This is a genomic window from Achromobacter sp. EB05 (assembly GCF_044232075.1).
GTDB classification, from domain to species: Bacteria; Pseudomonadota; Gammaproteobacteria; order Burkholderiales; family Burkholderiaceae_B; genus Achromobacter; species Achromobacter dolens.
Map to the genome: position 1 here is coordinate 5,154,210 of NZ_CP155917.1, position 22,727 is coordinate 5,176,936.

At 68.1% G+C, this 22,727-nt stretch carries 22 protein-coding genes and 1 pseudogene; 16 read left to right on the forward strand and 7 right to left on the reverse strand.

The annotated features are described in order from the left end of the window. Positions 1-14 precede the first annotated feature (14 nt). The gene (locus AAID08_RS23600; protein ID WP_006387384.1) at positions 15-1,013 is read right to left on the reverse strand and encodes a TerC family protein; all 999 of its coding nucleotides are present in this window, start codon (positions 1,011-1,013) and stop codon (positions 15-17) included. Positions 1,014-1,120: 107 nt separating this feature from the next. Here AAID08_RS23600 and AAID08_RS23605 point away from each other — a divergent pair, with 107 nt between their 5' ends. From AAID08_RS23605 to AAID08_RS23615, 3 genes are all read left to right on the forward strand, one after another. Next, on the forward strand, positions 1,121-2,026 hold the full coding sequence (locus AAID08_RS23605; protein ID WP_395757839.1) for a LysR family transcriptional regulator: 906 nt from the start codon (positions 1,121-1,123) through the stop codon (positions 2,024-2,026). 86 nt (positions 2,027-2,112) lie between these two features. Next, entirely contained in the window at positions 2,113-2,514 is a 402-nt protein-coding gene (locus AAID08_RS23610; protein ID WP_054500865.1) for a hypothetical protein, read from the forward strand. 54 nt (positions 2,515-2,568) lie between these two features. Then, positions 2,569-3,168 carry a hypothetical protein gene (locus tag AAID08_RS23615; RefSeq protein WP_395756949.1) on the forward strand — a complete coding sequence of 200 codons (600 nt, stop codon included), beginning with the start codon at positions 2,569-2,571 and terminating at the stop codon, positions 3,166-3,168. Between the two features lie 46 nt (positions 3,169-3,214). Here AAID08_RS23615 and AAID08_RS23620 read toward each other — a convergent pair whose 3' ends face one another. After that, entirely contained in the window at positions 3,215-3,616 is a 402-nt protein-coding gene (locus AAID08_RS23620; protein WP_395756950.1) for a hypothetical protein, read from the reverse strand. Positions 3,617-3,763: 147 nt separating this feature from the next. Between AAID08_RS23620 and AAID08_RS23625 the strand changes: the two genes are divergently transcribed. The 3 genes from AAID08_RS23625 to AAID08_RS23635 are packed head-to-tail and all read left to right on the forward strand — an operon-like array spanning position 3,764 to position 6,760. Then, positions 3,764-5,107 carry a hypothetical protein gene (locus AAID08_RS23625; RefSeq protein WP_395756951.1) on the forward strand — a complete coding sequence of 448 codons (1,344 nt, stop codon included), beginning with the start codon at positions 3,764-3,766 and terminating at the stop codon, positions 5,105-5,107. Next, positions 5,104-5,685, forward strand: coding sequence for a vancomycin high temperature exclusion protein (locus AAID08_RS23630; RefSeq protein ID WP_116792929.1), 582 nt, complete (start codon positions 5,104-5,106; stop codon positions 5,683-5,685). The genes AAID08_RS23625 and AAID08_RS23630 overlap by 4 nt, the downstream gene beginning before the upstream one ends. A 31-nt stretch (positions 5,686-5,716) precedes the next feature. Continuing rightward, complete coding sequence (locus tag AAID08_RS23635; protein WP_395756952.1) at positions 5,717-6,760, forward strand: histone deacetylase family protein; 1,044 nt, start codon at positions 5,717-5,719, stop codon at positions 6,758-6,760. On the opposite strand, the gene AAID08_RS23640 is transcribed toward AAID08_RS23635, so the two are convergent. After that, positions 6,748-7,647, reverse strand: coding sequence for a LysR family transcriptional regulator (locus tag AAID08_RS23640; RefSeq protein WP_395756953.1), 900 nt, complete (start codon positions 7,645-7,647; stop codon positions 6,748-6,750). The genes AAID08_RS23635 and AAID08_RS23640 overlap by 13 nt on opposite strands. A 143-nt stretch (positions 7,648-7,790) precedes the next feature. On the opposite strand from AAID08_RS23640, the gene AAID08_RS23645 reads away from it, so the two are divergent. Together AAID08_RS23645 and AAID08_RS23650 are read left to right on the forward strand one after the other, a co-directional pair. After that, complete coding sequence (locus AAID08_RS23645) at positions 7,791-9,119, forward strand: aspartate aminotransferase family protein (RefSeq protein ID WP_054428709.1); 1,329 nt, start codon at positions 7,791-7,793, stop codon at positions 9,117-9,119. Between the two features lie 43 nt (positions 9,120-9,162). Then, positions 9,163-10,179 carry an amino acid ABC transporter substrate-binding protein gene (locus tag AAID08_RS23650; RefSeq protein ID WP_395756954.1) on the forward strand — a complete coding sequence of 339 codons (1,017 nt, stop codon included), beginning with the start codon at positions 9,163-9,165 and terminating at the stop codon, positions 10,177-10,179. Positions 10,180-10,263: 84 nt separating this feature from the next. Here AAID08_RS23650 and AAID08_RS23655 read toward each other — a convergent pair whose 3' ends face one another. Both AAID08_RS23655 and AAID08_RS23660 read right to left on the reverse strand, forming a co-directional pair. Then, positions 10,264-10,650 carry a hypothetical protein gene (locus AAID08_RS23655; RefSeq protein WP_116792934.1) on the reverse strand — a complete coding sequence of 129 codons (387 nt, stop codon included), beginning with the start codon at positions 10,648-10,650 and terminating at the stop codon, positions 10,264-10,266. 7 nt (positions 10,651-10,657) lie between these two features. After that, the gene (locus AAID08_RS23660) at positions 10,658-11,992 is read right to left on the reverse strand and encodes an MFS transporter (RefSeq protein WP_049075865.1); all 1,335 of its coding nucleotides are present in this window, start codon (positions 11,990-11,992) and stop codon (positions 10,658-10,660) included. Between the two features lie 224 nt (positions 11,993-12,216). Between AAID08_RS23660 and cyoA the strand changes: the two genes are divergently transcribed. The 7 genes from cyoA to AAID08_RS23695 all read left to right on the forward strand — a co-directional run bounded on the left by cyoA (position 12,217) and on the right by AAID08_RS23695 (position 19,961). Next, the gene (cyoA, locus tag AAID08_RS23665; RefSeq protein ID WP_064527038.1) at positions 12,217-13,260 is read left to right on the forward strand and encodes a ubiquinol oxidase subunit II; all 1,044 of its coding nucleotides are present in this window, start codon (positions 12,217-12,219) and stop codon (positions 13,258-13,260) included. A gap of 74 nt (positions 13,261-13,334) precedes the next feature. Beyond that, positions 13,335-15,338: a cytochrome o ubiquinol oxidase subunit I gene (gene cyoB / locus AAID08_RS23670; protein WP_054415286.1), complete on the forward strand. Its 2,004-nt coding sequence runs from the start codon at positions 13,335-13,337 to the stop codon at positions 15,336-15,338. Further along, positions 15,331-15,972, forward strand: coding sequence for a cytochrome o ubiquinol oxidase subunit III (gene cyoC, locus AAID08_RS23675; protein WP_054415284.1), 642 nt, complete (start codon positions 15,331-15,333; stop codon positions 15,970-15,972). Before cyoB ends, cyoC begins: the two co-directional genes overlap by 8 nt. After that, a complete protein-coding gene (gene cyoD / locus AAID08_RS23680; protein WP_054415283.1) occupies positions 15,969-16,367 on the forward strand; it encodes a cytochrome o ubiquinol oxidase subunit IV in 399 nt (132 codons plus the stop codon). Before cyoC ends, cyoD begins: the two co-directional genes overlap by 4 nt. 4 nt (positions 16,368-16,371) lie before the next feature. Continuing rightward, positions 16,372-17,166, forward strand: coding sequence for an SURF1 family protein (locus AAID08_RS23685; RefSeq protein ID WP_082401844.1), 795 nt, complete (start codon positions 16,372-16,374; stop codon positions 17,164-17,166). 200 nt (positions 17,167-17,366) lie between these two features. Continuing rightward, the gene (locus AAID08_RS23690) at positions 17,367-18,563 is read left to right on the forward strand and encodes a porin (RefSeq protein WP_116792936.1); all 1,197 of its coding nucleotides are present in this window, start codon (positions 17,367-17,369) and stop codon (positions 18,561-18,563) included. A 291-nt stretch (positions 18,564-18,854) separates the two neighbouring features. Further along, on the forward strand, positions 18,855-19,961 hold the full coding sequence (locus AAID08_RS23695; protein ID WP_064526996.1) for a porin: 1,107 nt from the start codon (positions 18,855-18,857) through the stop codon (positions 19,959-19,961). On the opposite strand, the gene AAID08_RS23700 is transcribed toward AAID08_RS23695, so the two are convergent. Next, positions 19,958-20,746 carry a helix-turn-helix domain-containing protein gene (locus tag AAID08_RS23700; RefSeq protein WP_054500853.1) on the reverse strand — a complete coding sequence of 263 codons (789 nt, stop codon included), beginning with the start codon at positions 20,744-20,746 and terminating at the stop codon, positions 19,958-19,960. The two genes, AAID08_RS23695 and AAID08_RS23700, sit on opposite strands and share 4 nt — an antisense overlap. Before the next feature lie 90 nt (positions 20,747-20,836). Here AAID08_RS23700 and AAID08_RS23705 point away from each other — a divergent pair. Next, positions 20,837-21,832 (forward strand): annotated as a pseudogene (locus tag AAID08_RS23705) (MFS transporter); the annotation flags it as partial. Positions 21,833-21,882: 50 nt separating this feature from the next. Here AAID08_RS23705 and AAID08_RS23710 read toward each other — a convergent pair. Next, on the reverse strand, positions 21,883-22,623 hold the full coding sequence (locus tag AAID08_RS23710; protein ID WP_231133021.1) for a metalloregulator ArsR/SmtB family transcription factor: 741 nt from the start codon (positions 22,621-22,623) through the stop codon (positions 21,883-21,885). Positions 22,624-22,727 lie beyond the last annotated feature (104 nt).

A 22,727-nucleotide genomic window follows, 5' to 3' on the forward strand; every position in this document is an offset into this window, starting at 1 on the left:
TGCTCTTGCCGGGCTTACTCGGTCTTCAGCTCAGGCTGCGACGCCCCCGAGCGGGTCTTCCACAGCGAGAACAGCACGCCGCCGCCGATCAGGCCGAAGGTCACCGACAGCGACACCACGGCGGGAATCTTGCCGATGAAGCCGACCAGGAAGATCTTCGTGCCGATGAACACCAGTACCAGCGACAGCGCGTACTTCAGGTAGTGGAAGCGGTGGATCATCGCCGCCAGCGCGAAGTACAGCGCGCGCAGGCCCAGGATCGCGAAGATGTTGCTGGTGTACACGATGAACGGGTCGGTGGTGATGGCGAAGATCGCCGGCACCGAGTCCACCGCGAACAACAGGTCCACGAACTCGATCAGCACCAGGGCCAGGAACAGCGGCGTGGCCCAGCGCACCGTCTTGCCCGTGGCCGCATCCGGCTCGCGCACCCAGAAGGCGTTGCCGCGCAGCCCATCGGTCACGCGCATGCGGCGCTTGAGGAACTTCAGGATCGGGTTGGTGGCGATGTCCGGCTCCTGGTCGGCGATCATCCACATCTTGATGCCGGTGAACACCAGGAACGCGCCGAACAGGTACATCAACCAGCCGAAGTTGCTGACCAGCGCGGCGCCCAGGCCGATCATGATGGCGCGCAGCACGATCACTCCCAGGATGCCCCAGAACAGCACGCGGTGCTGGAACTGGCGCGGGATGGCGAAGAAACTGAAGATCAGCGCGATCACGAACACATTGTCCAGCGACAGCGATTTCTCGATCAGGAAGCCCGTGTAGTAGGCCATGCCGCTGGCCGGGCCCATCTGCCACCAGACCCAGCCGCCGAACAGCAACGCGGCCGAAATGTAACCCGCCGACAGCAGCAGGCTTTCGCGCACGCCGATCTCGCGGTCTTCCTTGTGCAGCACGCCCAGGTCGAAGACCAGCAGGGAGATGACGATGCCGATGAACAGCAGCCAGCTCCAGGCCGGCGTGCCGGCGAAGTCGGCTTGTAGAAATGAGAGCAAGGCTTCCATGATGTTCCCGCTTGTGTGTGAAGGCCCTCATGATCCGGATCCCGGGCCGATGGAGAAATCAGCCTGAAAGTGAGTTATGGTTCGAAAAAACCGAAGTGAACATCGCCATGCTCAATTACCGCCACCTGTACTACTTCTGGATGGTCGCCAAGGAAGGCGGCTTCTCGCGCGCCGCCGAGCGCCTCGACATGGCCATCCAGACCATCAGCGCCCAGGTGCGCGAACTGGAAAAGAACCTGGGCCACCAGTTGCTGCGTCCGGCCGGGCGCGGGGTGGCCCTGACCGACGCCGGGCAGGCCGCCTTCGCCCGCGCCGAGGAGATCTTCCAGATCGGCCAGGAACTGCCGCAGGAAGTCCGCGCCGCCGCCACCAAGCCGGTGATCCGCCTGTCGGTGGGCCTGTCGGACGGCATCTCCAAGCTCGCCGCCCACGCGCTGCTGGGGCCGGTGCTGGACACCCCCGACCTGCGCCTGACCTGCCACGAGGGCGAGGTCGAGGAACTGCTGGGCGAACTGGCGCGCCACCACCTGGACCTGGTGCTGGCCGGCCAGGGCGCGCCGGCCAACCCCAACCTGCGCCTGACCAGCGACCGGCTGGTGTCCTCGCCGGTCGATTGGTACGGCCCGGCGCGGCTGGTGCGCAAGGCCGACACGCAGGACTTCCCGCGCTGCCTGGAGCGCCTGCCGGTGTTGCTGCCGACCGGCCATTCGGTGCTGCGCCAGACGCTGGACCGGTGGTTCAATGAACAAGGCCTGCGGCCCAACGTGGTCGGCGAGTTCGAGGACAGCGCGCTGATGTCGGTGTTCGCCGCGCGCGGCCTGGGCGTGTTCCCGCTCAGCCGCCTGGGCGGCGACGACGTCGGCCTGCTGCGCGGCCTGCTGCGCGGCCTGCGGCCGCTGGCGCGCTGCGACAGCGTGCACGAGGAAATCCACGGCATCCGCAATCGGCGCGGGCAGCACCACCCGCTAGTGCAGCAGATACTGGCGCATGCCAAGACTTCGGTTTTTTCTTAATGATTGTCACAAAGACGCTGGTTTTTCAGAATCCGTTTCCGCTCTATCGTGGCGTTTCTTTCCTGAATCACCGGAGTACCGCAACAATGAAGAAAATCATCTGGATCGCTTTCGCCGTACTGGCCGCGCTATGGACCGGCCTGGTGGCGCTGACGCTACAGTTGGCGGACTGGGTGCTGGCGGCCATCGCCTCGACCCAGGTGCCGGGCGCCGCCGCGATCGGCTCGGCGCAATGGCAGGCGCCCGCGTGGGCGGCCCCCTGGGTCGACGCCGGCCTGATCCAGTCGCTGCAGTCGGGGCTGGTGTGGCTGGTGGACCTGCTGAACCAGGTCCTGCCCGCGGCCGGCAGCCTGGGCACCTGGATCGCGGTGCTGGGCTGGCTGTTCTGGGGCTTCATCATGGCCGCCCTGCTGGTGCTGGCGCTGATCCTGCACTGGCTGGCCGGCAAGCGCCCGCAGGGCGACGGCCCCGGCCGCCAGGTGGTGTAATAAGGCAGGCAACGCGGCGTCCCGGCGCGCTGCCTCCTCTTATAGGAGCGTACCGTGCCGTCCCGACTATTCCGCGCCGCCATCCTGCCCGCCGCCGTCCTGGCGGCGTCCGCGCACGCGAACACACCGCCCCACGGCATCGAGGTGTGTACGCTGACCGGCACGTCGGGGCAGTACAGCGTGCGGGTTCGCAACACCGGGTCAGCCCCGTTGGCGCGGGCCGACGTGACCGGCGTGCGGCTGGACGGCGGCGGCCAGCCGCAGGGCAACATCAGCGTCAGCCTCACGGCCATTCCCCCCGGCCGCTACGAAACCGCGATCCTGGCGCGGCACGGCGAATCTGCCGCGCTGGTCAGCATCGCCACCTACCAGTCCGTCAACGGCCTCGAGACCCGGCAAGAGGAACTGTTCGCCGGCAAGGTGGCTCACGTGTCGCCCGGTTCGGCCCTGCAATACACGCTGGCGCCGCTGGCGGTGCGCGGCTGGACCGTGGCCTACGGCGGCCCCAACGCGCCCACGCTGGCCCCCGGCAGCGCCGTGCTGCTGGTCTATCCCGCACGCAGCGGCAAGAAGATGGATACCCGGCCCGAAGCGGGCCGCACGCCCGCCGACGTGGTGCCGCTGGCGCCCTGCCCCGTGCCGCGCGGCAGGTAGGGACGCAGCGGGCGCCGACCGCCACGGCGTCCATGGCATGACGGCGCTACGTGCCGTTCAGCAGGTCGCGCTCGTTCAGCAGCTCGTAGACGATCTCGGGCCTGTTGTCGAAGCCGCGGCGGATGGCGGCCGGAATCGACGTGCGCGTCTTGCGGCACAGGCCGGGCTGCTCGTCGAGCTGGATGGCGATGCCGCGCGAGGTGCGCACTTCGTTGTCGCTGGGGATGATGCGCACCACGATGCCCAATTGCGCCTGCATGCGGCCCTGCATGGCGCGCAGGTCTTCCAGGCTGGCAATGTTCTCCAGCCGCGCCACCAGGCGCTTTTCCTCTTCCTTGGTGAGCCGCAGGATGCGCACGTCCGCCGCCGGATCGGCCAGCAGCCGGTCGCGGTCGCACATACAGGCGCCCGGCGGGCATTCTTGACGGATGGGGAACGGGAGGTTCATGGCGCGCGCGTCGCAAGCTATCCGATGATTCTACCCAGGAACCCGCGGCCGCCGCGACCCTCGACGCGTCCCCCGCAGGCACGGCGCGCGGCGCGACGGCTCGGGCATAATGCGCCGAGAAGAAATCCGGGAGGCGCTGCCTTGAAAATGTTCCTGCTTGCGGCCATGCTGGCCGGCGCCGGCGTCAGCGCCGACGCATTCGCGCGCGACCATGCCTACGACATCAAGCCGGGCCTGCGGGCGGTAGTAACCGTCGACGGGGCCACGCAGCAGCGCGTCAGCGTTCGCGTCGGCAAGGGCGCGCCGCAGGAAATCGCCCGCCTGGACGACGAAGCGGTCGACGTCTTCGAGACGCCCGACATCGACCACGACGGTTACCGCGACCTGGTCATCGGCCAGAGCGGCGGCGGCGGCCAGGTCCAGGCCCGGCTGTTCCTGTACCGGCCCAAGGAAGGCAGGTTCCGCGAGATCGCGCATCCCGCGCCGCTGGCCAGCCCGTGCCACCAGTTCGTCAACCCCGTGTTCGATGCCGCCAAGGCCGCCTTCTCGGTGGGCTGCCGCTACGGCGCCGACAGCAACGGCACCGAGGACTACGCGCTGCGCCCCGATGGCACCGCGCGCCCGGTGCGGTGGACCGCCCAGGCGCTGTTCGACCTGGAGGACAGCGCCTTCGAGCTGACATACGGATTCAATGAAGACGGCACGGTGGCGCGCATCCAGATCGACGGCGACGACTCGCCGCTGGATGGCGACAGCAGCGTGCCCTTCGACCGGCTCGACCTGTACGACGCCCCCGATGTAAAGGCGCTGTCGACGCGGACAGCCAAGGCCGGGGAGCGCCTCGACGTGATCGCGCTGCGTCCGCAGTGGCTGCAGGTGCGCGAGGCCGGCGCGAGCGCGGATGCGCCGCCGGCATGGGTGCGCTACGCCGACCTGAAGATCGACAAACACCGCTATGCCCCGGCGCCGCGCACGCCCACGAGCGGCCTGATGCTGTCCGTCTATGGCCACCTGGGCACCACGCTGTACGAGGCCGGCGGCCGCTTCACGCTGCACGTGACCAACCTCGGCCCCGAGCCGGCGCGACTGCAATCGCCACGCATCTGGCTGCTGTTCATCGACGCGCAGGATCGGCGCACGCTGCAGCCGCTCTACCAACGCCCGCCGGTGACGCTGGCCGCGCCCGCCGTTGCGGCCGCCGCCGCGCAGACCTCCCCCGCCTATGCCGACAACGCCGACCGGCCTGCGGCGCCCACGGGCCCGCGCCACGTGGCCGACTGGGCCGACGACCCGGTGCTGTGGCGTCCGGACGGAAACGGCGGGTTCGAGTACCAGGTAAGCGCCGGCAACGGCCAGTACGTGCCCTTCTTCCCCGACCTGGCCCCCGGCCGCTACCGGCTGGTCGTGGCGCTGACGGACCCGGCCGCCGCAACCAGCCCGGTCTACTCGAACGCCATCGAAGTCGACCTGCCCTTCCCCAAACGGCAATGAGCGCGCCCCGCTGGCCCCGCCGCGCCCTTGTTGCCCTCGCCAGCCTGGGCGTGGCCGTGGCGCTGGCCGCCGCCGCCCTGGTCGCGGCGGGCCTGCAGGCCGACGCCCCGCAGGCCGACGTCGCGGTGGTGCTGGGCAACACGGTCGCGCCCGACGGCAAGCCCTCGCCGCGCCTGGCCGCCCGGCTCGACCGCGCCTACGATTGCTACGCCGCCGCGCGCTGCCGCGTGCTGTTCGTCAGCGGCGGCGTCGATCCGGCCGGCCACGATGAAGCGGCGGTGATGCGCGACTATCTGATCGCGCGCGGCGTGCCGGCCGGCCAGGTGGTGGCCGACAGCCTCGGCAACGACACCTGGGCCACCGCCACCCACGCCAGCGCCTATATGCGCGAACATGGCTACACCAGCGCCACGGCCATCACGCAGTACTTTCATGTGCCGCGCACCATGCTGGCCCTCAAGCGCCATGGCGTGCGGCAGGTCGGCGGCGCCTCGCCCCGCTACGCCGAGGCGCGCGACCTGTATTCGATCCTGCGCGAGCTGCCGGCCATCGCCTGGTACGCACTGCGGCCGCTATAGTTTCCCTTCCTCTCTTTCCACAGACGCTACCGTGCTTATCTTCCACAATCCCGTCCACGGCAAACACGATGGCCGCCAGGAAATGTTCCGCGGCAGGCTGGTGCCCTGTCACGAGACCCCGGCCCGGCTCGAATACGTGCTGGACGCCCTGCGCCAGCGCGGCATCGGCACGCTACGGGCGCCGGCCGCGCCCGACCTGGACCTGATCCGCCGCGTGCACAGCGCGCGCTACGTCGACTTCCTGCAAAGCGCCTGGGCCGACTGGATCGCGCTGGACCCGGCCAACGCCGAGCTCGACATCCTGCCGTCGGTATGGCCGGTGCGCGGCTTCCGCCACGACATCGCGCCCAGCAATTTCGCCGCGCGCGTCGGCCTGTTCTCGTTCGACAGCGGCAGCCCCCTGACGGCGGGCACCTGGGAAGCCGCGGCCGCCGGCGCGGCCTGCGCCATCGACGCCGCGCGCGCGGTCGCGGGCGGCCACGGTCCGCGCGCCGCCATGGCGCTGACGCGCCCGCCCGGCCATCACGCCGGCGCCGACTTCTTCGGCGGCTACTGCTTCCTGAACAACGCCGCGCTGGCGGCGCAGGCGCTGCGCGAGGCCGGCGCCGAGCGCGTCGCGGTGCTGGACATCGACTACCACCACGGCAACGGCACGCAGAGCATCTTCTACGAGCGCGGCGACGTGCTGACCGTGTCGGTGCATGGCGACCCGACCACCGAATATCCCTTCTTCCTGGGCTATGCCGACGAACCCGGCCAGGGCGCCGGCCTGGGCGCCAACCTGAACCTGCCGCTGGCGGCGGGCACCGACTTCGCCGGCTGGACCGAGGCGCTGGAACAGGGCCTGGCCGCCATCGGCCGCTTCAAGCCGGACGCGCTGGTGATCGCGCTGGGCGTGGACACCTACGAAGGCGACCCCATTTCGAAATTCAAGCTGCGCAGCGCCGACTACCTGCGGGTGGGCGCGCGGCTGGCCCGGCTGGACCTGCCCGCGGTGTTCACCATGGAAGGCGGCTACGCGGTGGCCGAGGTCGGCGTCAACGTCGCCAACGTGCTGGAAGGCTACGCCGGCTGAGCGGCCGCGGCCATCCGCCGCCACACGGCCTCGACCGCGGCGCGCGCGTCGCTGCGGTCCTTGAATGCCAGGATGGTCACCTCGATGTCCCAGGCGCGGTTGGCCAAGGGCACGAGGTCGGCCGTCTCCAGCCGCCGCAGTGCGCTGTCGGCCAGCCACGCCACGCCCAGCCCCTGCGCCGCCATGTCGCCCAGCACGTCCGACATCTCCGCCTCGAACAGGCGCACACCGTGCAGGGGCTCCGGCCCGCCCTCGATGGCTGCGTCGATCAAGCGCGCGAAATAGACGCTGGGCGAATACATCAGCAACGGCACCGGCCGCGCCGTGGTGCCCGGCAGGTCCAACCGCTCGCGTTCGACCAGGGCGCGCGCCGCGTAGGGCCGAATCAGCTCGCGCCCCAGCGTCAGGCAGTCGTAGCGCGACAGGTCCAGCGGCAATGGCTGCGCCAACTGGTGGAAACAGATCAACAGATCGGCCGCACCCGACGTGAAGGCCGACACCGTGTCATGCACATTGCCCGTCTGCAGGCTGCAACTGAGCTGCTGGCCCGTGCTCCAGTCGCGCCACCAGCGCGGCAGGTGGGTCGTCGCCAGGGCATAGGACGTCGCCAGTCGCAACTGGTTGCGCGCCGGCACGGCGGCGATGCCCGCGCGCGCCTCGACCAACTGGTTGACCAGTTCGATGGCCGCGACGCGGAAGCGCTCGCCCGCCTCGGTGAGCTGGGTCGGGAAAGCGGAACGGTCGATCAGCCGCGCGCCGGCCCAGTTCTCCAGGCTCTGGATGCGGCGGCTGAACGCCGCCTGCGACAGATTGCGGGCCTCGGCCGCGCGCGTGAAATTGCGCAGCTCCGACAGGGTGATGAAGTCCTGCAGCCACCGGGTATCCATACCGCTCCTTGCGCGATTCGCATGGGTCATGCGCGCCATGCATGGCGCCGCATGCGTACTTCGCATTGGACGCCGGCGCCGCGCCGCCAGACACTGCGTCCGTCGGTTCCGCATTGGAACCTGCCTTTTGCCGGAGTGTAAACATGGATCAAACCCTGCGTGCGGCGGCCCGCGAATACCTCATCCGCTACGGCGGCGACACCTTTCCCAACCTGTTCAAGTCGGCCAAGGGCACGGTGGTGCGCGACGACACCGGCCGCGAGATCCTGGACTTCACCTCGGGCCAGATGTGCGCCACCATCGGCCACAACCACCCGGCCATCGTCGACGCGGTGCGCCGCGCCGGAGAAACCGCCTTCCACTTTTTCAGCGGCATGATCCCGGAAGCCGTCGCGCAACTGGCCGCGACGATGGCGCGCGACTGGATGCCGGCGGGCATGACCAAGTCGATCTTCGTGAACACCGGTTCCGAGAGCAACGAAATCGCGCTGCGCATGGCCAAGATGCACAAGAGCGGCTTCGAGATCCTGGCGGTGGGAGGCTCGTGGCATGGCGTCACCAGCGGCGCCGGCTCGGTCTCTTACGCCAGCGACCGCAAGGGTTATGGCGTGCCGCCGGCCGGCGTGTTCGTCATGCCCGAGCCAAACTCGTATCGCCCCTACATCGCCGGCCTGGACGCCGAGCAGTCGGCGCTGGCCTGCCTGGAGATCGGCCTGAAGATGTTCGACATGGCCTCGGCCGGCCGGCCCGCGGCCATCATCGTCGAACCGGTGATCAGCGCCGGCGGCGTGCTGGTGCCGCCCAAGTCCTACATGCAGGCGCTGCGCCGTGCCGCCGACGCGCGCGGCATGCTGCTGATCTTCGACGAGGCGCAGACCGCCTTCGGCCGCCTCGGCTGCCGCACCGGCTCGGAACACTTCGGCGTCACGCCCGACATCATCAGCGTCTCCAAGACCCTGGGCGGCGGCCTGCCGCTGGCAGCCACCATCACCACGCCCGCTATCGAACAGGACGTGCACGAGAAAGGCTTCACCTTCTACACCAGCCACGTCTCGGACCCGCTGCCCGCCACCGTCGGACTGGCGGTGCTGGAGACGCTGCAACGCGAACAACTGCTGGAGCGCGCCCGCCGCCAGGGCGACTACCTGCGCCGCGGCCTGCTGGAACTGCAGCAGCGCCACGAAGCCATCGGCGACGTGCGCGGCCTGGGCCTGCTGCTGGGCGTGGAACTGGTGCAGGACCGCGCCACGCGCGAGCCGTATCACGCGCTCGGCGCCCTGACCACGCAGCGCTGCTTCGAGCTGGGGTTGTCGATGAACATCCGCCGCCGCCCCGAGCGCGGCTCGGTCTGGCGCATCGCGCCACCGCTGACCGTCAGCAATGACGAGATCGACCGCGCCGTCTCGATCCTGGACCAGGCCTTGACCGAAAGCCTGGACCAGATCGCCAAGCCCCGCGCGCTGAGCGCCTGAGCCATTCCCCCTGGCGCCGGGCCGGACCCGGCCGGAGAACGCAATGCCGATATTCCGAACCGCGGCCGGCGCCCTGGCGCTGGCCACCGTCACCAGCCTGGCCCACGCCGGCCCCACCCTCGACACCGTCAAGAAGCGCGGCTACGTGCAGTGCGGCGTGTCCACCGGCATCCAGGGCTTTTCCTCGCCGGACAGCAAGGGCAACTGGCAGGGGCTGGACGTGGACATGTGCCGCGCCATCGCCGCCACCGTCTTCAACGACGCCGGCAAATACCGCCTGACGCCGTTGACGACGCAGGCGCGATTCACCGCCCTGCAATCGGGCGAGGTCGACGTGCTGACGCGCAACGTCACGCCGACGATGGCGCGCGATACCACGCTGGGCCTGATCAGCACCGGCGTGAACTATTACGACAGCCAGGGCGTGATGGTGTCCGCCAAGCTCGGCGTCAAGAAGCTCAAGGAACTGGACGGCGCCACCATCTGCGTGCAGCCCGGCACCGTCACCGAGCTCGACCTGGCCGACTGGTTCCGCGGCAACGGCCTGAGATTCAAGCCGGTGGTGATCGACAAGTACGACGAGATCGTGCGCGCCTTCGCGGCCGGCCGCTGTGACGCCTTCACCTCCGACAAATCGCAGTTGGCGGCCTCGCGCACCACGCTGGAGCAGCCGGACAATTATCTGATCCTGGACGAGAACATCGCCAAGAGCCCGCTCGGCCCCATGGTTCGCCAGGGCGACGACAACTGGTTCAACGTGGTGCGCTGGACCCTGAACGCCATGCTGGAAGCGGAGGAATTCGGCGTGACCTCGGCCAACGTCGACAGCCAGCTCAAGAGCAACAACCCCAACGTGCAGCGCATCCTCGGCGTGACGCCGGGCATGGGCAAGAACCTGGGGGTGGACGACAAGTGGGCCTACAGCATCGTCAAGCAGGTCGGCAACTATGGCGAGAGCTTTGAGCGCAACCTGGGCACGGCCAGCGCGATGAAGCTGCCGCGCGGCCTGAACGCGCAATGGCGCGACGGCGGCCAGATGTACGGCTGGCCGGTGCGCTGACCCGCGCGACGCGGGCGGACAGCCCGGACGGGCGGTTCCGCGCCACGCCTGCCGCGCCCTCGGGCGTGGCGATCTTTTCCGGGATCAGGCGCCGCGCGTCCCGCGCCGCCACCACAGCGCCTCGCACAGCCACAGCAAAGGCCAGGCGAGCAACAGTCCGACCAGCAAGGTCGGCAGCCACGGCGCGGCCGCGGGCGCCGTACCGCCTTGCAGCCAGGCCGGGCTGTAGAGCAGGAAACCGGAGACGAAGCCGCGCGACCAGATATCGCGAAAGCCCGCGCCACGGCCGAGCGCCGCGGCCAGCACGCATACGATGACAAAGAACGCGTCGCCCGCGGCGCGATACCAGGCCGGAATGACCTGCGGATCCAGCGGCCGATACATGGCGATGGCGATCAGCAACGCGCCCAGCACCAGGGCGCGCGCCCAATTGAACGAAGTCCCCGTGTCGCTGCCGCGTACTGGCGTCATCTTCCCGTCAGTCACGCGTTTCCAGCGCCTTGTTGATGCGCAGCGCCAGCAGCGTGCAGGCGGTGCCCGACAGCAGGTAGATGCTGACCGCCACCAGCCCGAAACGCGCCGACAGGCCCAGCGCCACCAGCGGCGCGAAGGCCGCGCCAACCAGCCAGGCCATGTCGGTGGTCAATGCGGCGCCGGTATAGCGAAAGCGCTTGGTGAAGTTGGCCGTGACGGTGCCCGACGCCTGGCCGTACGACAGCCCCAGCAGCGCGAAGCCGATCAGGATGAACGCATCCTGCGCCTTGGGGCTGCCGCCCAGCAGCCACGGCGTGAACAGCGCGAACACGCCGATCAGCGCGGCCAGCAGGCCCAGCGTGGTGCGCCGGCCGATGCGGTCGGCGATCCAGCCCGAGGCGATGGTGCCCAGGATGCCCACGCCCGCGCCGATGATCTGCACGATCAGCACATCGGAGATCTGCTGCGTGGCGCTGACCGCGATCCACGACAGCGGGAACACCGTCACCAGGTGAAACAGCGCATAGCTGGCCAGCGCCGCGAACGCGCCCAGGAACAGGTTATAGCCTTGCTCGCGCACCATCTGCGTGGTGCTGATGGGTTCCAGTTCGCCTTCTTCGAGCAGTTGCGTGTATTCCTCGGTCAGCACCAGCCGCAGCCGCGCGAACAGCGCCACCACGTTGATGGCGAAGGCGACGAAGAACGGATAGCGCCAGCCCCAGTCGAGAAAGTCCGCCTCGGTCAGCGTCAGGTGCAGGAACAGGAACAGCGCGCTGGCGATCATGAAGCCGATAGGCGCGCCCAACTGGCCCAGCATCGCGTACCAGCCGCGGCGCTGGGGCGGCGCGTTCAGGGCCAGCAAGGACGGCAGCCCGTCCCAGGAGCCGCCGAAGGCCAGCCCCTGCAAGCAGCGGAACACCGCCAGCAGCACGATGGCGTGCGAGCCGATGACGTTGTAGCCCGGCAGGAAGGCCATGCCGACCGTGGCGGTGCCCAGCAGGAACAGCGCGATGGTGAGCTTGGTGCCGCGCCCCCAGCGCCGCTGGATCGCCATCGACACCGCCGTGCCGATGGGACGCGCAATGAACGCGAACGAGAAGATGACAAAGGCCCACAGCGTGCCTTCGAGCTGCGGTTCGAACGGGAAGAACACCCGTGGAAACACCAGCACGCAGGCGATGCCGAAGACGAAGAAGTCGAAGTATTCGGAGGCGCGTCCGATGACGACCCCCACGGCGATTTCGCCCGGCGCCACCTTGGCGTGGCTGGCCGCGCCCCCTGTCGCGCCCGGACCGGGCAAGGGGGAGGCATGACCGGGATACTGCGTGGTGGTCGCCATGTGAGTGCTCGCTGAAAGGAGGTTTTGAAAAACGCCTTGTCTACGCTTTTTGCAACACACTCGTACGCACATGCGCCAAGGCCCCGCGGACCGCGGCGCGCTCTCGCCCGGCCCTGCCCCGCACGCCTTTCCGTGCATACTTTTGCTCTTTTTACCCTAGATTTTTCGCGGCTTCCAGCGTAGTGTTGCGTTTACCTCCCACGGTTACGTTTCGGGGTATGGCCATGCCGTCTTTCCCAAGGTTCCGCGGATTGTTGCTGTTAGCCGCCCTGCCATTGCTCTCCGGATGCAATGCGGTGTTGCTCTCGCCATCAGGCGACATCGCGGTGCAGCAGCGCAACCTGATCATCATCTCCACCGGCCTGATGCTGCTGATCATCGTGCCGGTGATCTTCCTGACCTTCCTGTTCGCGTGGCGCTATCGCGCCAGCAACCGCGACGCGCACTACGACCCCGACTGGAACCACTCCACCATGCTGGAGCTGCTGATCTGGGCCGCGCCGCTGCTGATCATCATCGCGCTGGGCGCGCTCACCTGGGTCAGCACCCACCAGCTCGATCCCTACCGCCCGCTGGCGCGCCTGTCCGAAGGCCGCGAAGTGCCGGCCGGCACCAAGCCGCTGGTGGTCGAAGTGGTGGCGCTGGACTGGAAGTGGCTGTTCCTCTACCCCGAACAGGGCGTGGCCGCGGTCAATGAAATGGCCGCGCCGGTCGACCGCCCGATCCAGTTCAAGATCACCTCGTCCACGGTGATGAACTCCTTCTTCATCCCGGCGCTGGCCGGCCAGATCTACGCCATGCCGGGCATGCAGACGACGCTGCACGCGGTCATCAACCACCCCGGCGAATACGAAGGCCTGTCGGCCAACTACAGCGGCGCGGGCTTTTCCGGCATGCGCTTTCGCTTCCACGGCCTGGACCAGCAGGGCTTCGACAAGTGGATCGCCGACGCCCGCGCCTCCGGCGCCACGCTCGGCCGCGACACCTACCTGAAACTGGAACAACCCAGCGAACGCAACCCGGTGCAGCGCTACGCCAGCGTCGCGCCCGGCCTGTTCGACGCCATCGTCAATCGCTGCGTGGAACCGAACCGCATGTGCATGAAGGACGCCATGGCGATCGACGCCGGCGGCGGCATGGGCATTCCGGGCGCGCGCAACATCGCCAGCCTGGACGAGGCCACGCGCGAACGCCTGGGCCTGGCCGATGCGCCGCCGCGCAAGTATGTCGGCGCCATGTGCACCTCGGCGGCGGAACTGGCGCTGTAGCGTCCGCGCCGCCGCCACGGCGCATCGCGTGAAATCAAGGTATTCCCCCTGGAAACCGAGCCCTGGAAACCGAGATGACTGATCAACCAGACCTCACCAAGCTGATCTTCGGTCGCCTGACCTGGGACGCCATCCCCTTCCACGAGCCCATCCTGCTGGCCACCTTCGCCATGGTGGCGATCGGCGGCATCGTGGTGCTGGGCGGCATCACCTACTACCGCAAGTGGGGCTACCTGTGGCGCGAGTGGTTCACCAGCATCGACCACAAGAAGATCGGCATCATGTACATGATCCTGGGCCTGGTGATGCTGCTGCGCGGCTTCGCCGACGCCATCATGATGCGGCTGCAGCAGGCCGTGGCCTTCGGCGATTCCACCGGCTACCTGCCGCCGCACCACTACGACCAGATCTTCACGGCGCACGGCGTCATCATGATCTTCTTCGTGGCCATGCCGCTGGTCACGGGGTTGATGAACTACGTGGTGCCGCTGCAGATCGGCGCGCGCGACGTGGCCTTTCCGTTCCTGAACAACTTCAGCTTCTGGATGACCACCGGCGGCGTGGTGCTGGTGATGATGTCGCTGTTCGTGGGCGAGTTCGCCCGCACCGGCTGGCTGGCGTATCCGCCTTTATCGGGCATCGCGCAGAGTCCGGACGTGGGGGTCGACTACTACATATGGGCGTTGCAGATCGCAGGGGTCGGCACATTGCTGTCCGGGGTGAACCTGCTGGTCACCATCGTCAAGATGCGCGCGCCCGGCATGTCGCTGATGCGCATGCCGATCTTCACCTGGACCGCGCTGTGCACCAACGTGCTGATCGTGGCGGCGTTCCCGGTGCTGACCGCGGTGCTGGCGCTGCTGTCGATGGACCGCTACGTCGGCACCAACTTCTTCACGGCCGACTTCGGCGGCAACGCCATGATGTACGTGAACCTGATCTGGATCTGGGGCCACCCGGAGGTCTACATCCTGATCCTGCCGGCCTTCGGCATCTTCTCGGAGGTGGTCGCCACCTTCTGCCGCAAGCGCCTGTTCGGCTACGCATCAATGGTGTACGCCACGGTCGTGATCACGGTGCTGTCGTACCTGGTGTGGCTGCACCACTTCTTCACCATGGGGTCCGGGGCCAGCGTGAACTCGTTCTTCGGGATCACCACCATGATCATCTCGATCCCGACCGGCGCCAAGATCTTCAACTGGCTGTTCACCATGTACCGCGGCCGCATCCGCTTCGAGGTGCCGATGCTGTGGACGCTGGGCTTCATGGTCACCTTCGTGATCGGCGGCATGACGGGCGTGCTGCTGGCGGTGCCGCCGGCCGACTTCGCGCTGCACAACAGCCTGTTCCTGATCGCCCACTTCCACAACGTCATCATCGGCGGCGTGCTGTTCGGGCTGATGGCCGGCATCACCTACTGGTTCCCCAAGGCCTTCGGCTACAAGCTCGATCCGTTCTGGGGCAAGTGCTCGTTCTGGTTCTGGCTGGTGGGCTTCTACTTCGCCTTCATGCCGCTGTACGTGCTGGGCCTGATGGGCGTGACGCGCCGCGTCAACCATTTCGAGGACATGTCGCTGCAGATCTGGTTCCAGGTGGCCGCGTTCGGCGCCTTCCTGATCGCCATCGGCATCGCCTGCTTCCTGATCCAGCTGGTGGTAAGCTACCGCCGCCGCGAATCGCTGCGCGACTTCACTGGCGACCCGTGGGACGGCCGCACGCTGGAATGGTCCACCTCCTCGCCGCCGCCCAATTACAACTTCGCCTTCACGCCGCGCGTGCATGACCAGGATGCCTGGTGGCAGATGAAGCAGCACGGCTACCAGCGCCCGCAGGCCGGCTTCATCCCCATCCACATGCCCAAGAACACCTGGGCCGGCATCGTGCTGGCGGCCATCAGCGTGGTGATGGGCTTCGCGCTGATCTGGCACATGTGGCCGCTGGCGGTGCTGTCGTTCGCCGCGCTGATCGTCGTGTCCATCGTCCATACCTTCAACTACAAGCGCGAGTACTACGTGCCGGCCGACGAGGTCGTGCGCACGGAGGACGCCCGCACCCACCTGTTGGCGAAACATGTCTGATACCCTGGCTCCCACCCTGCACGGCGGCGCCGCGCCGCCCGCCGAGCCCGTGTTCCACGTGGCCGGCGAACACCACCCGAAGAACGGCACGCTGCTGGGCTTCTGGGTGTACCTGATGAGCGACTGCCTCATCTTCGCCTGCCTGTTCGCCACCTACGGCGTGCTGGGGCGCAACTACGCCGCCGGCCCGTCCGGCGCCGACCTGTTCGACCTGCCGCTGGTGGCGGTCAATACCTCGCTGCTGCTGCTGTCGTCCATCACCTACGGCTTCGCCATGCTGGAGATGCGGCGCAACCGGGTCGGCGCCACGCAGGGCTGGCTGGCGGTCACCGGCCTGCTGGGACTGGGCTTCCTGTCGCTGGAACTGTATGAGTTCGCGCACCTGATCCACATCGGCGCCGGGCCGCAGCGCAGCGCCTTCCTGTCGTCGTTCTTCACGCTGGTGGGCACGCACGGGCTGCACGTCACGTTCGGCATCGTCTGGCTGGTGACGATGATGGTGCAGGTGCGCATGCACGGCCTGATCCCCGAGAACCGCCGCCGGCTGATGTGCCTGTCGATGTTCTGGCACTTCCTGGACCTGATCTGGGTCGGCGTGTTCACCTTTGTCTACCTGATGGGAGTGCTGCCATGAACGCCCATGCCGACCATGCCGGCCACGGCCACGATCACGGCCATCACGACGATGACGACGGCGCCGCCCATGGCACCCTGAAAAGCTACGTCACCGGCTTCATCCTGGCGGCCATCCTGACCGCGATCCCGTTCTGGCTGGTGATGGACCGGGTGTTCGAAAGCTCGCGCACCACGGCGCTGATCATCCTGGCGTTCGCGGCGGTGCAGATCGTGGTGCACATCATCTATTTCCTGCACATGGATGCCAAGTCCGAAAGCGGCTGGAACATGTTGGCGTTAATATTCACGCTGGTGCTGGTCGTGATCACGCTCAGCGGATCCATCTGGATCATGTACCACTTGAACTCCAACATGATGCCCATGTCGATCCACGACATGCGGAATATGCCCTGACGTGATGGCGGCAACAAAAGACTCTACGCATTCCGGCGACACCCCCCGCAATCCCCGCAGCGCAACCACCCTGGCCGTCCTGGGCGTGGTTGCGGCCGCGCTGTTCGCGGGCCTGTGCGCCCTTGGCACCTGGCAGGTGCATCGCCTGGCCTGGAAGCAGAACCTGATCGCGCAGGTGGAGCAGCGGGCGCACGCGCCCGCCACGCCCGCCCCCGCGCGCGCCGACTGGCCGGCCCTGACCTCCGACAACGCCGAATACCGCCGCGTGTCGGCCAGCGGCGCCTACCAGTACGACAAGCAGACGCTGGTGCAGGCCGCCACCGAATTGGGCAGCGGCTACTGGGTCATGACGCCGCTGCAACTGGCTGATGGCGGCGGCACGGTGCTGGTCAACCGCGGCTTCGTGCTGCCCGAATGGCGCAAGCGCCAGGCGGCCGGCGGCCAGGCCGAGGCCGACGCCGGCCCGGTCAAGGTCGACGGCCTGCTGCGCATGGGCGAGCCGGGCAACGGCTTCCTGCGCAACAACGATCCGGCCGCCAACCTCTGGTATTCGCGTGACCTGCCCGCCATCGCCCAGGCGCGCGGGCTGGGCGAGGTGGCGCCCTACTTCATCGACGCCGACGCCGCCCCCGGCGCCGGCCGCGATCCGACGCAGGCGCCGGTCGGCGGTCTGACGACGCTGACCTTCCCCAACAACCACCTGGTCTACGCCATCACCTGGTACGCCCTGGCCGCGATGATCATCGTCGGCGCCGGCATCGTGGTGCGCGAGGAACGGCGGCTGCGCGCGCGCCGCTGACTGGCCCCTGTTGCGAAAGCGCCTCACCAGAGAGGGACGAGCCCCCGTCAATCAGTCCGACAATCGACGCAGATGACCGGAAATACGTGACGGTTGGCCGAGAATGCTTGAGTGCAATCTACACAGGCAATCGGGAACAGGGCGGGCCGCAAGCCCGCCGCTTCGTTCCCCTTGCCATCCCCACTCAAGGAGTTCTCCGGATGAAAAAATCGCTGCTCGCAGCCGCCATGCTGACCGCCTTTGCTGGCATTGCCCAGGCGGAAACGTCGGTCACGCTCTATGGTGTCATCGACACCGGCATCGGCTACAACAAGGTTTCTGGCACCGTCGACGCCGGCAACAACGCTGCCGGCCAGCCTCTGCGTAAAGACGTCGGCGCCAGCCGCATCGGCATGATCAACGGGGTCCAGGCCGGCTCGCGCTGGGGCCTGCGCGGCTCGGAAGACCTGGGCGACGGCCTGCGCGCCATGTTCACGGTCGAAAGCGGCTTCGACTCGGGCAACGGCACGGCGCAACAAGGCCGCCTGTTCAATCGCCAGGCCACCGTCGGCCTGGCCAACGACAGTTGGGGCTCGCTGGAGTTCGGCCGCCAGACCACCGTCGGCGGCACCTTCCTGGCTGAAATCGACCCCTTCTACACCAGCTTCACCCAGGCCAACATCGGCACGTCCTTCAGCGCCGCCAACACCATGCGCTGGGACAACATGGTCATGTACCGCAGCGCCTGGACTGACGGCTTCCAGTTCGCACTGGGCTACTCCTTCAACGCCGACAGCAGCGACGACAACCAGAGCGGCTTCGCCACCGCGGACAACGCGCGCGGCATCACCGCCGGCCTGCGCTACGTCCAAGGCCCGCTGAACGTCTCGCTGACCTATGACCAGCTCAACAGCTCGAACTCGGCGCGCAAGCTCGATGCCGAGGGCGCCCCTGTCATGGTCGACGGCGAGCGGGTGGAATTCGACCATTCGGTCAAGCCGCGCCAGTACGCCGTGGCGGCCTCGTACGACCTCGAAGTGCTGAAACTGGCCGCCGCCTACGGCCGCACCACCGACGGCTGGTTCGTCGGCCAGGACCTGGCGGCCAACCCGGCGCTCAACGACAAGCTCGGCACCATGCACTACGCGGGCGGCTTCAAGGCCAATTCGTACATGCTGGGCGCGACCCTCCCGCTGGGCGGCACGAGCAACCTGTTCAGCTCGTGGCAGCACGTCTCCCCGTCCAACGACAAGCTGACTGGCGACGACGCCACCATGAACATCTGGAGCGTGGGCTACACCTACGACCTGTCCAAGCGCACCATGGTTTACGCCTACGGTTCGTACGGCAAGAACTATGCCTTCATCGAAGGCATGAAGAGCAGCGCCGGCGGCATCGGCCTGCGCCACCTGTTCTAAGCATCCGCGCCAAGCCGGCCCTGCCGGCCTCATGCGCAAGACACCGCCACGGACCCGCTCCGTGGCGGTTTTTTTTGCCTTGGCCTATGGCGATACGCAGCGCCCTGGCCCGTTTGCCCGGCCTTGGGGGAAGAACGGACCACGATTCCGATACAAATAGACAGAAAATCACGGTTTTTGGCAGGAAATAGGACTTTTTGACCTACACTAGGGTTTGGGAACCGCGTTGGGCGTCATGCTCAACGTGTTGTTCCCTTTATTTTTTCCCCTCTACAGCAAGGAGTTCCACGGATGAAAAAGACGCTGCTCGCAGCCGCAATGTTGACCACTTTTGCAGGCGTCGCTCAGGCAGAAACGTCAGTCACTCTCTATGGTGTCATCGACACCGGCATTGGCTACAACAAGATCAAGGGCAATGGCTATGACGGCAGCAAGCTCGGCATGATCAACGGCATCCAGGCCGGCTCCCGCTGGGGCCTACGCGGATCCGAAGACCTGGGCGATGGCCTGCGCGCCGTGTTCACGCTGGAAAGCGGTTTCGATTCGGGCAACGGCACCCGCGGCCAGAGCGGTCGCCTGTTTGGTCGCCAGGCCACCCTCGGGCTGGCCAACGACGCCTGGGGCACGATCGAATTCGGCCGCCAGGCCACGGTCGGCTCGAACTACCTGGCCGACATCGACCCCTTCTACACCAGCTACACCCAATCGAACCTGGGCCTGGGTTTCAGCGCGGCCAACACCATGCGCTGGGACAACATGGTGATGTACCGCAGCCCCTCGATGAGCGGCTTCCAGTTCGCCGCGGGCTATTCGTTCAACGTCGACGATACCAACAGCGACGAGACCCATTTCCGCACCAACGACAACTCGCGCGGCATCACCGCCGGCCTGCGCTACGTTGAAGGTCCGGTCAACGTCACGCTGACCTACGACCAGCTCAACGGCTCGAACCGCGCCTCCATCGACCACGGCGCCACGCCGCGCCAGTACGCGATCGGCGCATCGTACGACCTGGAAGTGGTGAAGCTTGCCGCCGCCTATGGCCGCACCACCGACGGCTGGTTCGTCGGCCAGGACCTGCCGGCGGGCACGCCCTTCAGCGACGAGTTCGGCACCAACCGCTACGTGGACGGCTTCAAGGCTAATGCCTACATGCTGGGCGCGACGATGCCCGTGGGCGGCGCCAGCAGCCTGTTCGCATCATGGCAGCACGTCTCGCCGTCCAACGACCGCCTGACCGGCGGCGACGCCAACATGAACGTCTGGAGCGTGGGCTACACCTACGACCTGTCCAAGCGCACCAACCTGTACGCCTATGGTTCGTACGGCAAGGACTACGCGTTCATCGACGGCCTCAAGAGCACCGCCGCCGGCGTCGGCATCCGCCACGTGTTCTAAGGCAACGGGTCGCGCCGGCGCTGCCGGCGCCCCGGCGGCTCGCCGTAGGCGCGCCGGTACATGGCAATGAAGGCGCTGTCGCTGGCATAGCCCACGGCGTGCGCCACTTCCGTGACGGACGCGCCTTCGGCCAGCCGGGCCCGCGCCATCAGCAGGCGGCATTGCGTGCGCCAGCGCGTGAACGGCAGGCCGGTCTCCGCCAGGAATGCGCGCGCCAGGGTGCGGCCGCTGGCGCCCACCCGTCGGCCCCAGTCGTCGATTGACAACGCGCAGGCCGGGTTTGCCAGCAATTCGCGCGCGATCGGCGCCAGCCGCCGGTCGCGCGGCATGGGCAGGTGCAGCGGCGCCGCGGGCGCGGCGGCCAGTTCATCCAGCAATGCGCCCACCAGGCGCTGTCGCGGCCCATCCAGCGGCCGGTCGGATGGCCATTGCGTAACGCGCACGATCAGCTCGCGCAACAGCGGATTGACGTCGAGGATTTGCGGCTCGCGCGGCAGGCCGGGATAGACCGACACATCGAAATACAGGCTGCGATACGCAAATGTGCCCTGCATGGCCGTGCGATGCACGCAGCCGGCCGGCAGCCAGGCCGCCTGCAGCGGCGCCAGTTGCCCCACCCGGTCGGTGAGATACAGGGTCACCCCGCCTTCGGCCTGATACAGCAACTGCGCGCGCTGATGCGCATGCCAGTCGGACGCGTGCGCGCGGGTGTCGATCGCCATTCCCACCACGGGGCAGGCGACGAGGTCCGGATCTTCGACGGCGTCGGGGAGATAGGCAGGCATGTCCGATTGGCGATGTTTTATGGCGAGATGTCGTGATTTTGCGCGCCCCCGCGCGCCTACGCTAGCGACTTTTCGCATCACGGTCGTCGCATGTCATCCCATCCTGCTTTCGCGCCCGCCCAAGGCGCCCTGCCCCCGCCCTGGCTCATCATCGCGCTGCTGGCCCTGCCGCAGATCGCCGAGACCATTCTCGCCCCCGCCCTGCCAGACCTGGCGCGCCATTGGCGCCTGGACGCCGCCGCCACGCAGCCGGTCATGGGCGTGTTCTTTATCGGTTTTGCCGCCGGGGTGTTGCTGTGGGGGCATCTGGCGGACATCTGGGGCCGCCGCCCCGCGATGCTGGCCGGCCTGGCCACCGGGCTGGCCGGTACGCTGGGCGCGTTGGCCGCGCCGCACTACGGCTGGCTGCTGGCTGGCCGCTTTGTCCAGGCGCTGGGTCTGGCAGCCTGCTCGGTGGTGACGCAGACTGCGCTGCGCGATTGCCTGAGCGGCCCGCGGCTGACGCGCTACTTCGTCACGCTGGGCACGGTGCTGGCGTGGTCGCCCGCCGTCGGGCCCCTGACGGGCCAATGGCTGGCCGACCGGCAAGGCTATGCCGGGGTGCTGGCGGCGCTCGCCGCGACGGTCACGTTGCTGCTGGGATCGGTCGCCTGGCGCTGGCACGAGACCCGGCCTGCCCCGGCAGGGCACACACCGCTGGCGGCGCTGGGCCGCGCCATGCTGGCCGACGGCGCGCTGCGCCTGGCGGTGCTGCGGGTGGCCGGCCTGAACCTGCTGGTGTTTTCCTTCTATGCCGCCGGGCCGTTCATGACGGGCCCGCTGCCCGGGCTGGGCTTTGGCTGGGTGGGCCTGGGCGTGGCGCTGGTCGGCAGCCTGGGCGCCGCCGCCAACCGCCGGCTGCCCGCCTCCGCCGATGCCGAGCGCCGGGTGCGCTACGGCCTGCGTTGCGTCGCGCTTGGCGCGGCGGCGCAGGCCGCCGCCATGGCCTGGCGTCCGGAACCGGGCTGGCTATGGGCCGCCACGGCGCTGCCGCTGTTCGCGGGCTATGGCCTGGCGATACCCAACCTGCTGGGACCGGCGCTGCGGCGCTACGGGCATTGCCTGGGACGCGCCGGCGCCTTGTTCGGCCTGGCCTACTACAGCCTGCTGGGCGTGGGCTTGGCGGCCACCTCATGGCTGCCTTTCGACACGCCCCGGCCGCTGTCGCTGGCATGGCTGGGACTGGCGCTCTGGCTGCTGCTGGCGCGCCAGTCGGGAAAGCCGGCGTCGAGCCGGCGGGCGCGCAGGCCGTGCGCGCGCAACGTGGCGACGGCATCGGAGGACAGCACGCAGAACGGGCCGCGGCAATAGGCCACGATCTCGTGCCCGGCCGGCAATTCGCCGAGCCGCTCGAGCAGTTCATCGGCGGGGATGTTGAGGGCCCCGGGCAGGTGGCCTTGCGCGAATTCGTCGGCCGGCCGCACGTCCAGCAGCGTCATGCCGCCTTCGCCCAGGCGGCTGAGCAGTTCGTCGCGCGAGATGGCCTCGAGGCCGTCGCGACGATCCTGGCTGTCGGCCACCAGGCGACGGATCTCGCTGCGGTTGTGCTGCGCCACGGCCCCGAGCGCATTGAGCAGCCCGGCGATAGGCGCGGTGCCGAGCCGGTAATACACATGCTTGCCATCGCGCCGGGTCGCAACGAAACCGGCGCGGCGCAATTGCTGCAGATGCTGCGAAGTGTTGGCGACCGACAGGCCTGACAATTCGGCCAGCCGTTCGACAGGGCGTTCGCCCTGCGCGATATGCTCGAGCAGCACCAGGCGGTGGGCGTTGCCCAGCGTGCGGGCGAGTTCGGCCAGTTCGGCCGCGAGAGGGGTCTGGAGCGGTGGCGCGGTCATTGGCGGCGATCTTAGCATTGGGTCCGGGCCCGTCGCGCGGCGCCTTGAACAACGCCTGGCGTGACAATGCAATGAACACGAAACACGTAGCTGTCATCATTGGA

What these genes read in the sequence shown, in the direction of transcription:
- cyoA (WP_064527038.1), top strand. Translation starts at nt 12,217, where the DNA reads ATGCCGTCTTTCCCAAGGTTCCGCGGATTGTTGCTGTTAGCCGCCCTG.
- cyoC (WP_054415284.1), top strand. Translation starts at nt 15,331, where the DNA reads ATGTCTGATACCCTGGCTCCCACCCTGCACGGCGGCGCCGCGCCGCCC.
- AAID08_RS23610 (WP_054500865.1), top strand. Translation starts at nt 2,113, where the DNA reads ATGAAGAAAATCATCTGGATCGCTTTCGCCGTACTGGCCGCGCTATGG.
- AAID08_RS23710 (WP_231133021.1), bottom strand. Translation starts at nt 22,623, where the DNA reads ATGACCGCGCCACCGCTCCAGACCCCTCTCGCGGCCGAACTGGCCGAA.
- AAID08_RS23685 (WP_082401844.1), top strand. Translation starts at nt 16,372, where the DNA reads ATGGCGGCAACAAAAGACTCTACGCATTCCGGCGACACCCCCCGCAAT.
- AAID08_RS23690 (WP_116792936.1), top strand. Translation starts at nt 17,367, where the DNA reads ATGAAAAAATCGCTGCTCGCAGCCGCCATGCTGACCGCCTTTGCTGGC.
- AAID08_RS23695 (WP_064526996.1), top strand. Translation starts at nt 18,855, where the DNA reads ATGAAAAAGACGCTGCTCGCAGCCGCAATGTTGACCACTTTTGCAGGC.
- AAID08_RS23655 (WP_116792934.1), bottom strand. Translation starts at nt 10,650, where the DNA reads ATGACGCCAGTACGCGGCAGCGACACGGGGACTTCGTTCAATTGGGCG.
- AAID08_RS23650 (WP_395756954.1), top strand. Translation starts at nt 9,163, where the DNA reads ATGCCGATATTCCGAACCGCGGCCGGCGCCCTGGCGCTGGCCACCGTC.
- AAID08_RS23605 (WP_395757839.1), top strand. Translation starts at nt 1,121, where the DNA reads ATGCTCAATTACCGCCACCTGTACTACTTCTGGATGGTCGCCAAGGAA.
- AAID08_RS23660 (WP_049075865.1), bottom strand. Translation starts at nt 11,992, where the DNA reads ATGGCGACCACCACGCAGTATCCCGGTCATGCCTCCCCCTTGCCCGGT.
- AAID08_RS23625 (WP_395756951.1), top strand. Translation starts at nt 3,764, where the DNA reads ATGTTCCTGCTTGCGGCCATGCTGGCCGGCGCCGGCGTCAGCGCCGAC.
- cyoD (WP_054415283.1), top strand. Translation starts at nt 15,969, where the DNA reads ATGAACGCCCATGCCGACCATGCCGGCCACGGCCACGATCACGGCCAT.
- AAID08_RS23600 (WP_006387384.1), bottom strand. Translation starts at nt 1,013, where the DNA reads ATGGAAGCCTTGCTCTCATTTCTACAAGCCGACTTCGCCGGCACGCCG.
- AAID08_RS23645 (WP_054428709.1), top strand. Translation starts at nt 7,791, where the DNA reads ATGGATCAAACCCTGCGTGCGGCGGCCCGCGAATACCTCATCCGCTAC.
- AAID08_RS23700 (WP_054500853.1), bottom strand. Translation starts at nt 20,746, where the DNA reads ATGCCTGCCTATCTCCCCGACGCCGTCGAAGATCCGGACCTCGTCGCC.
- AAID08_RS23620 (WP_395756950.1), bottom strand. Translation starts at nt 3,616, where the DNA reads ATGAACCTCCCGTTCCCCATCCGTCAAGAATGCCCGCCGGGCGCCTGT.
- AAID08_RS23630 (WP_116792929.1), top strand. Translation starts at nt 5,104, where the DNA reads ATGAGCGCGCCCCGCTGGCCCCGCCGCGCCCTTGTTGCCCTCGCCAGC.
- AAID08_RS23640 (WP_395756953.1), bottom strand. Translation starts at nt 7,647, where the DNA reads ATGGATACCCGGTGGCTGCAGGACTTCATCACCCTGTCGGAGCTGCGC.
- cyoB (WP_054415286.1), top strand. Translation starts at nt 13,335, where the DNA reads ATGACTGATCAACCAGACCTCACCAAGCTGATCTTCGGTCGCCTGACC.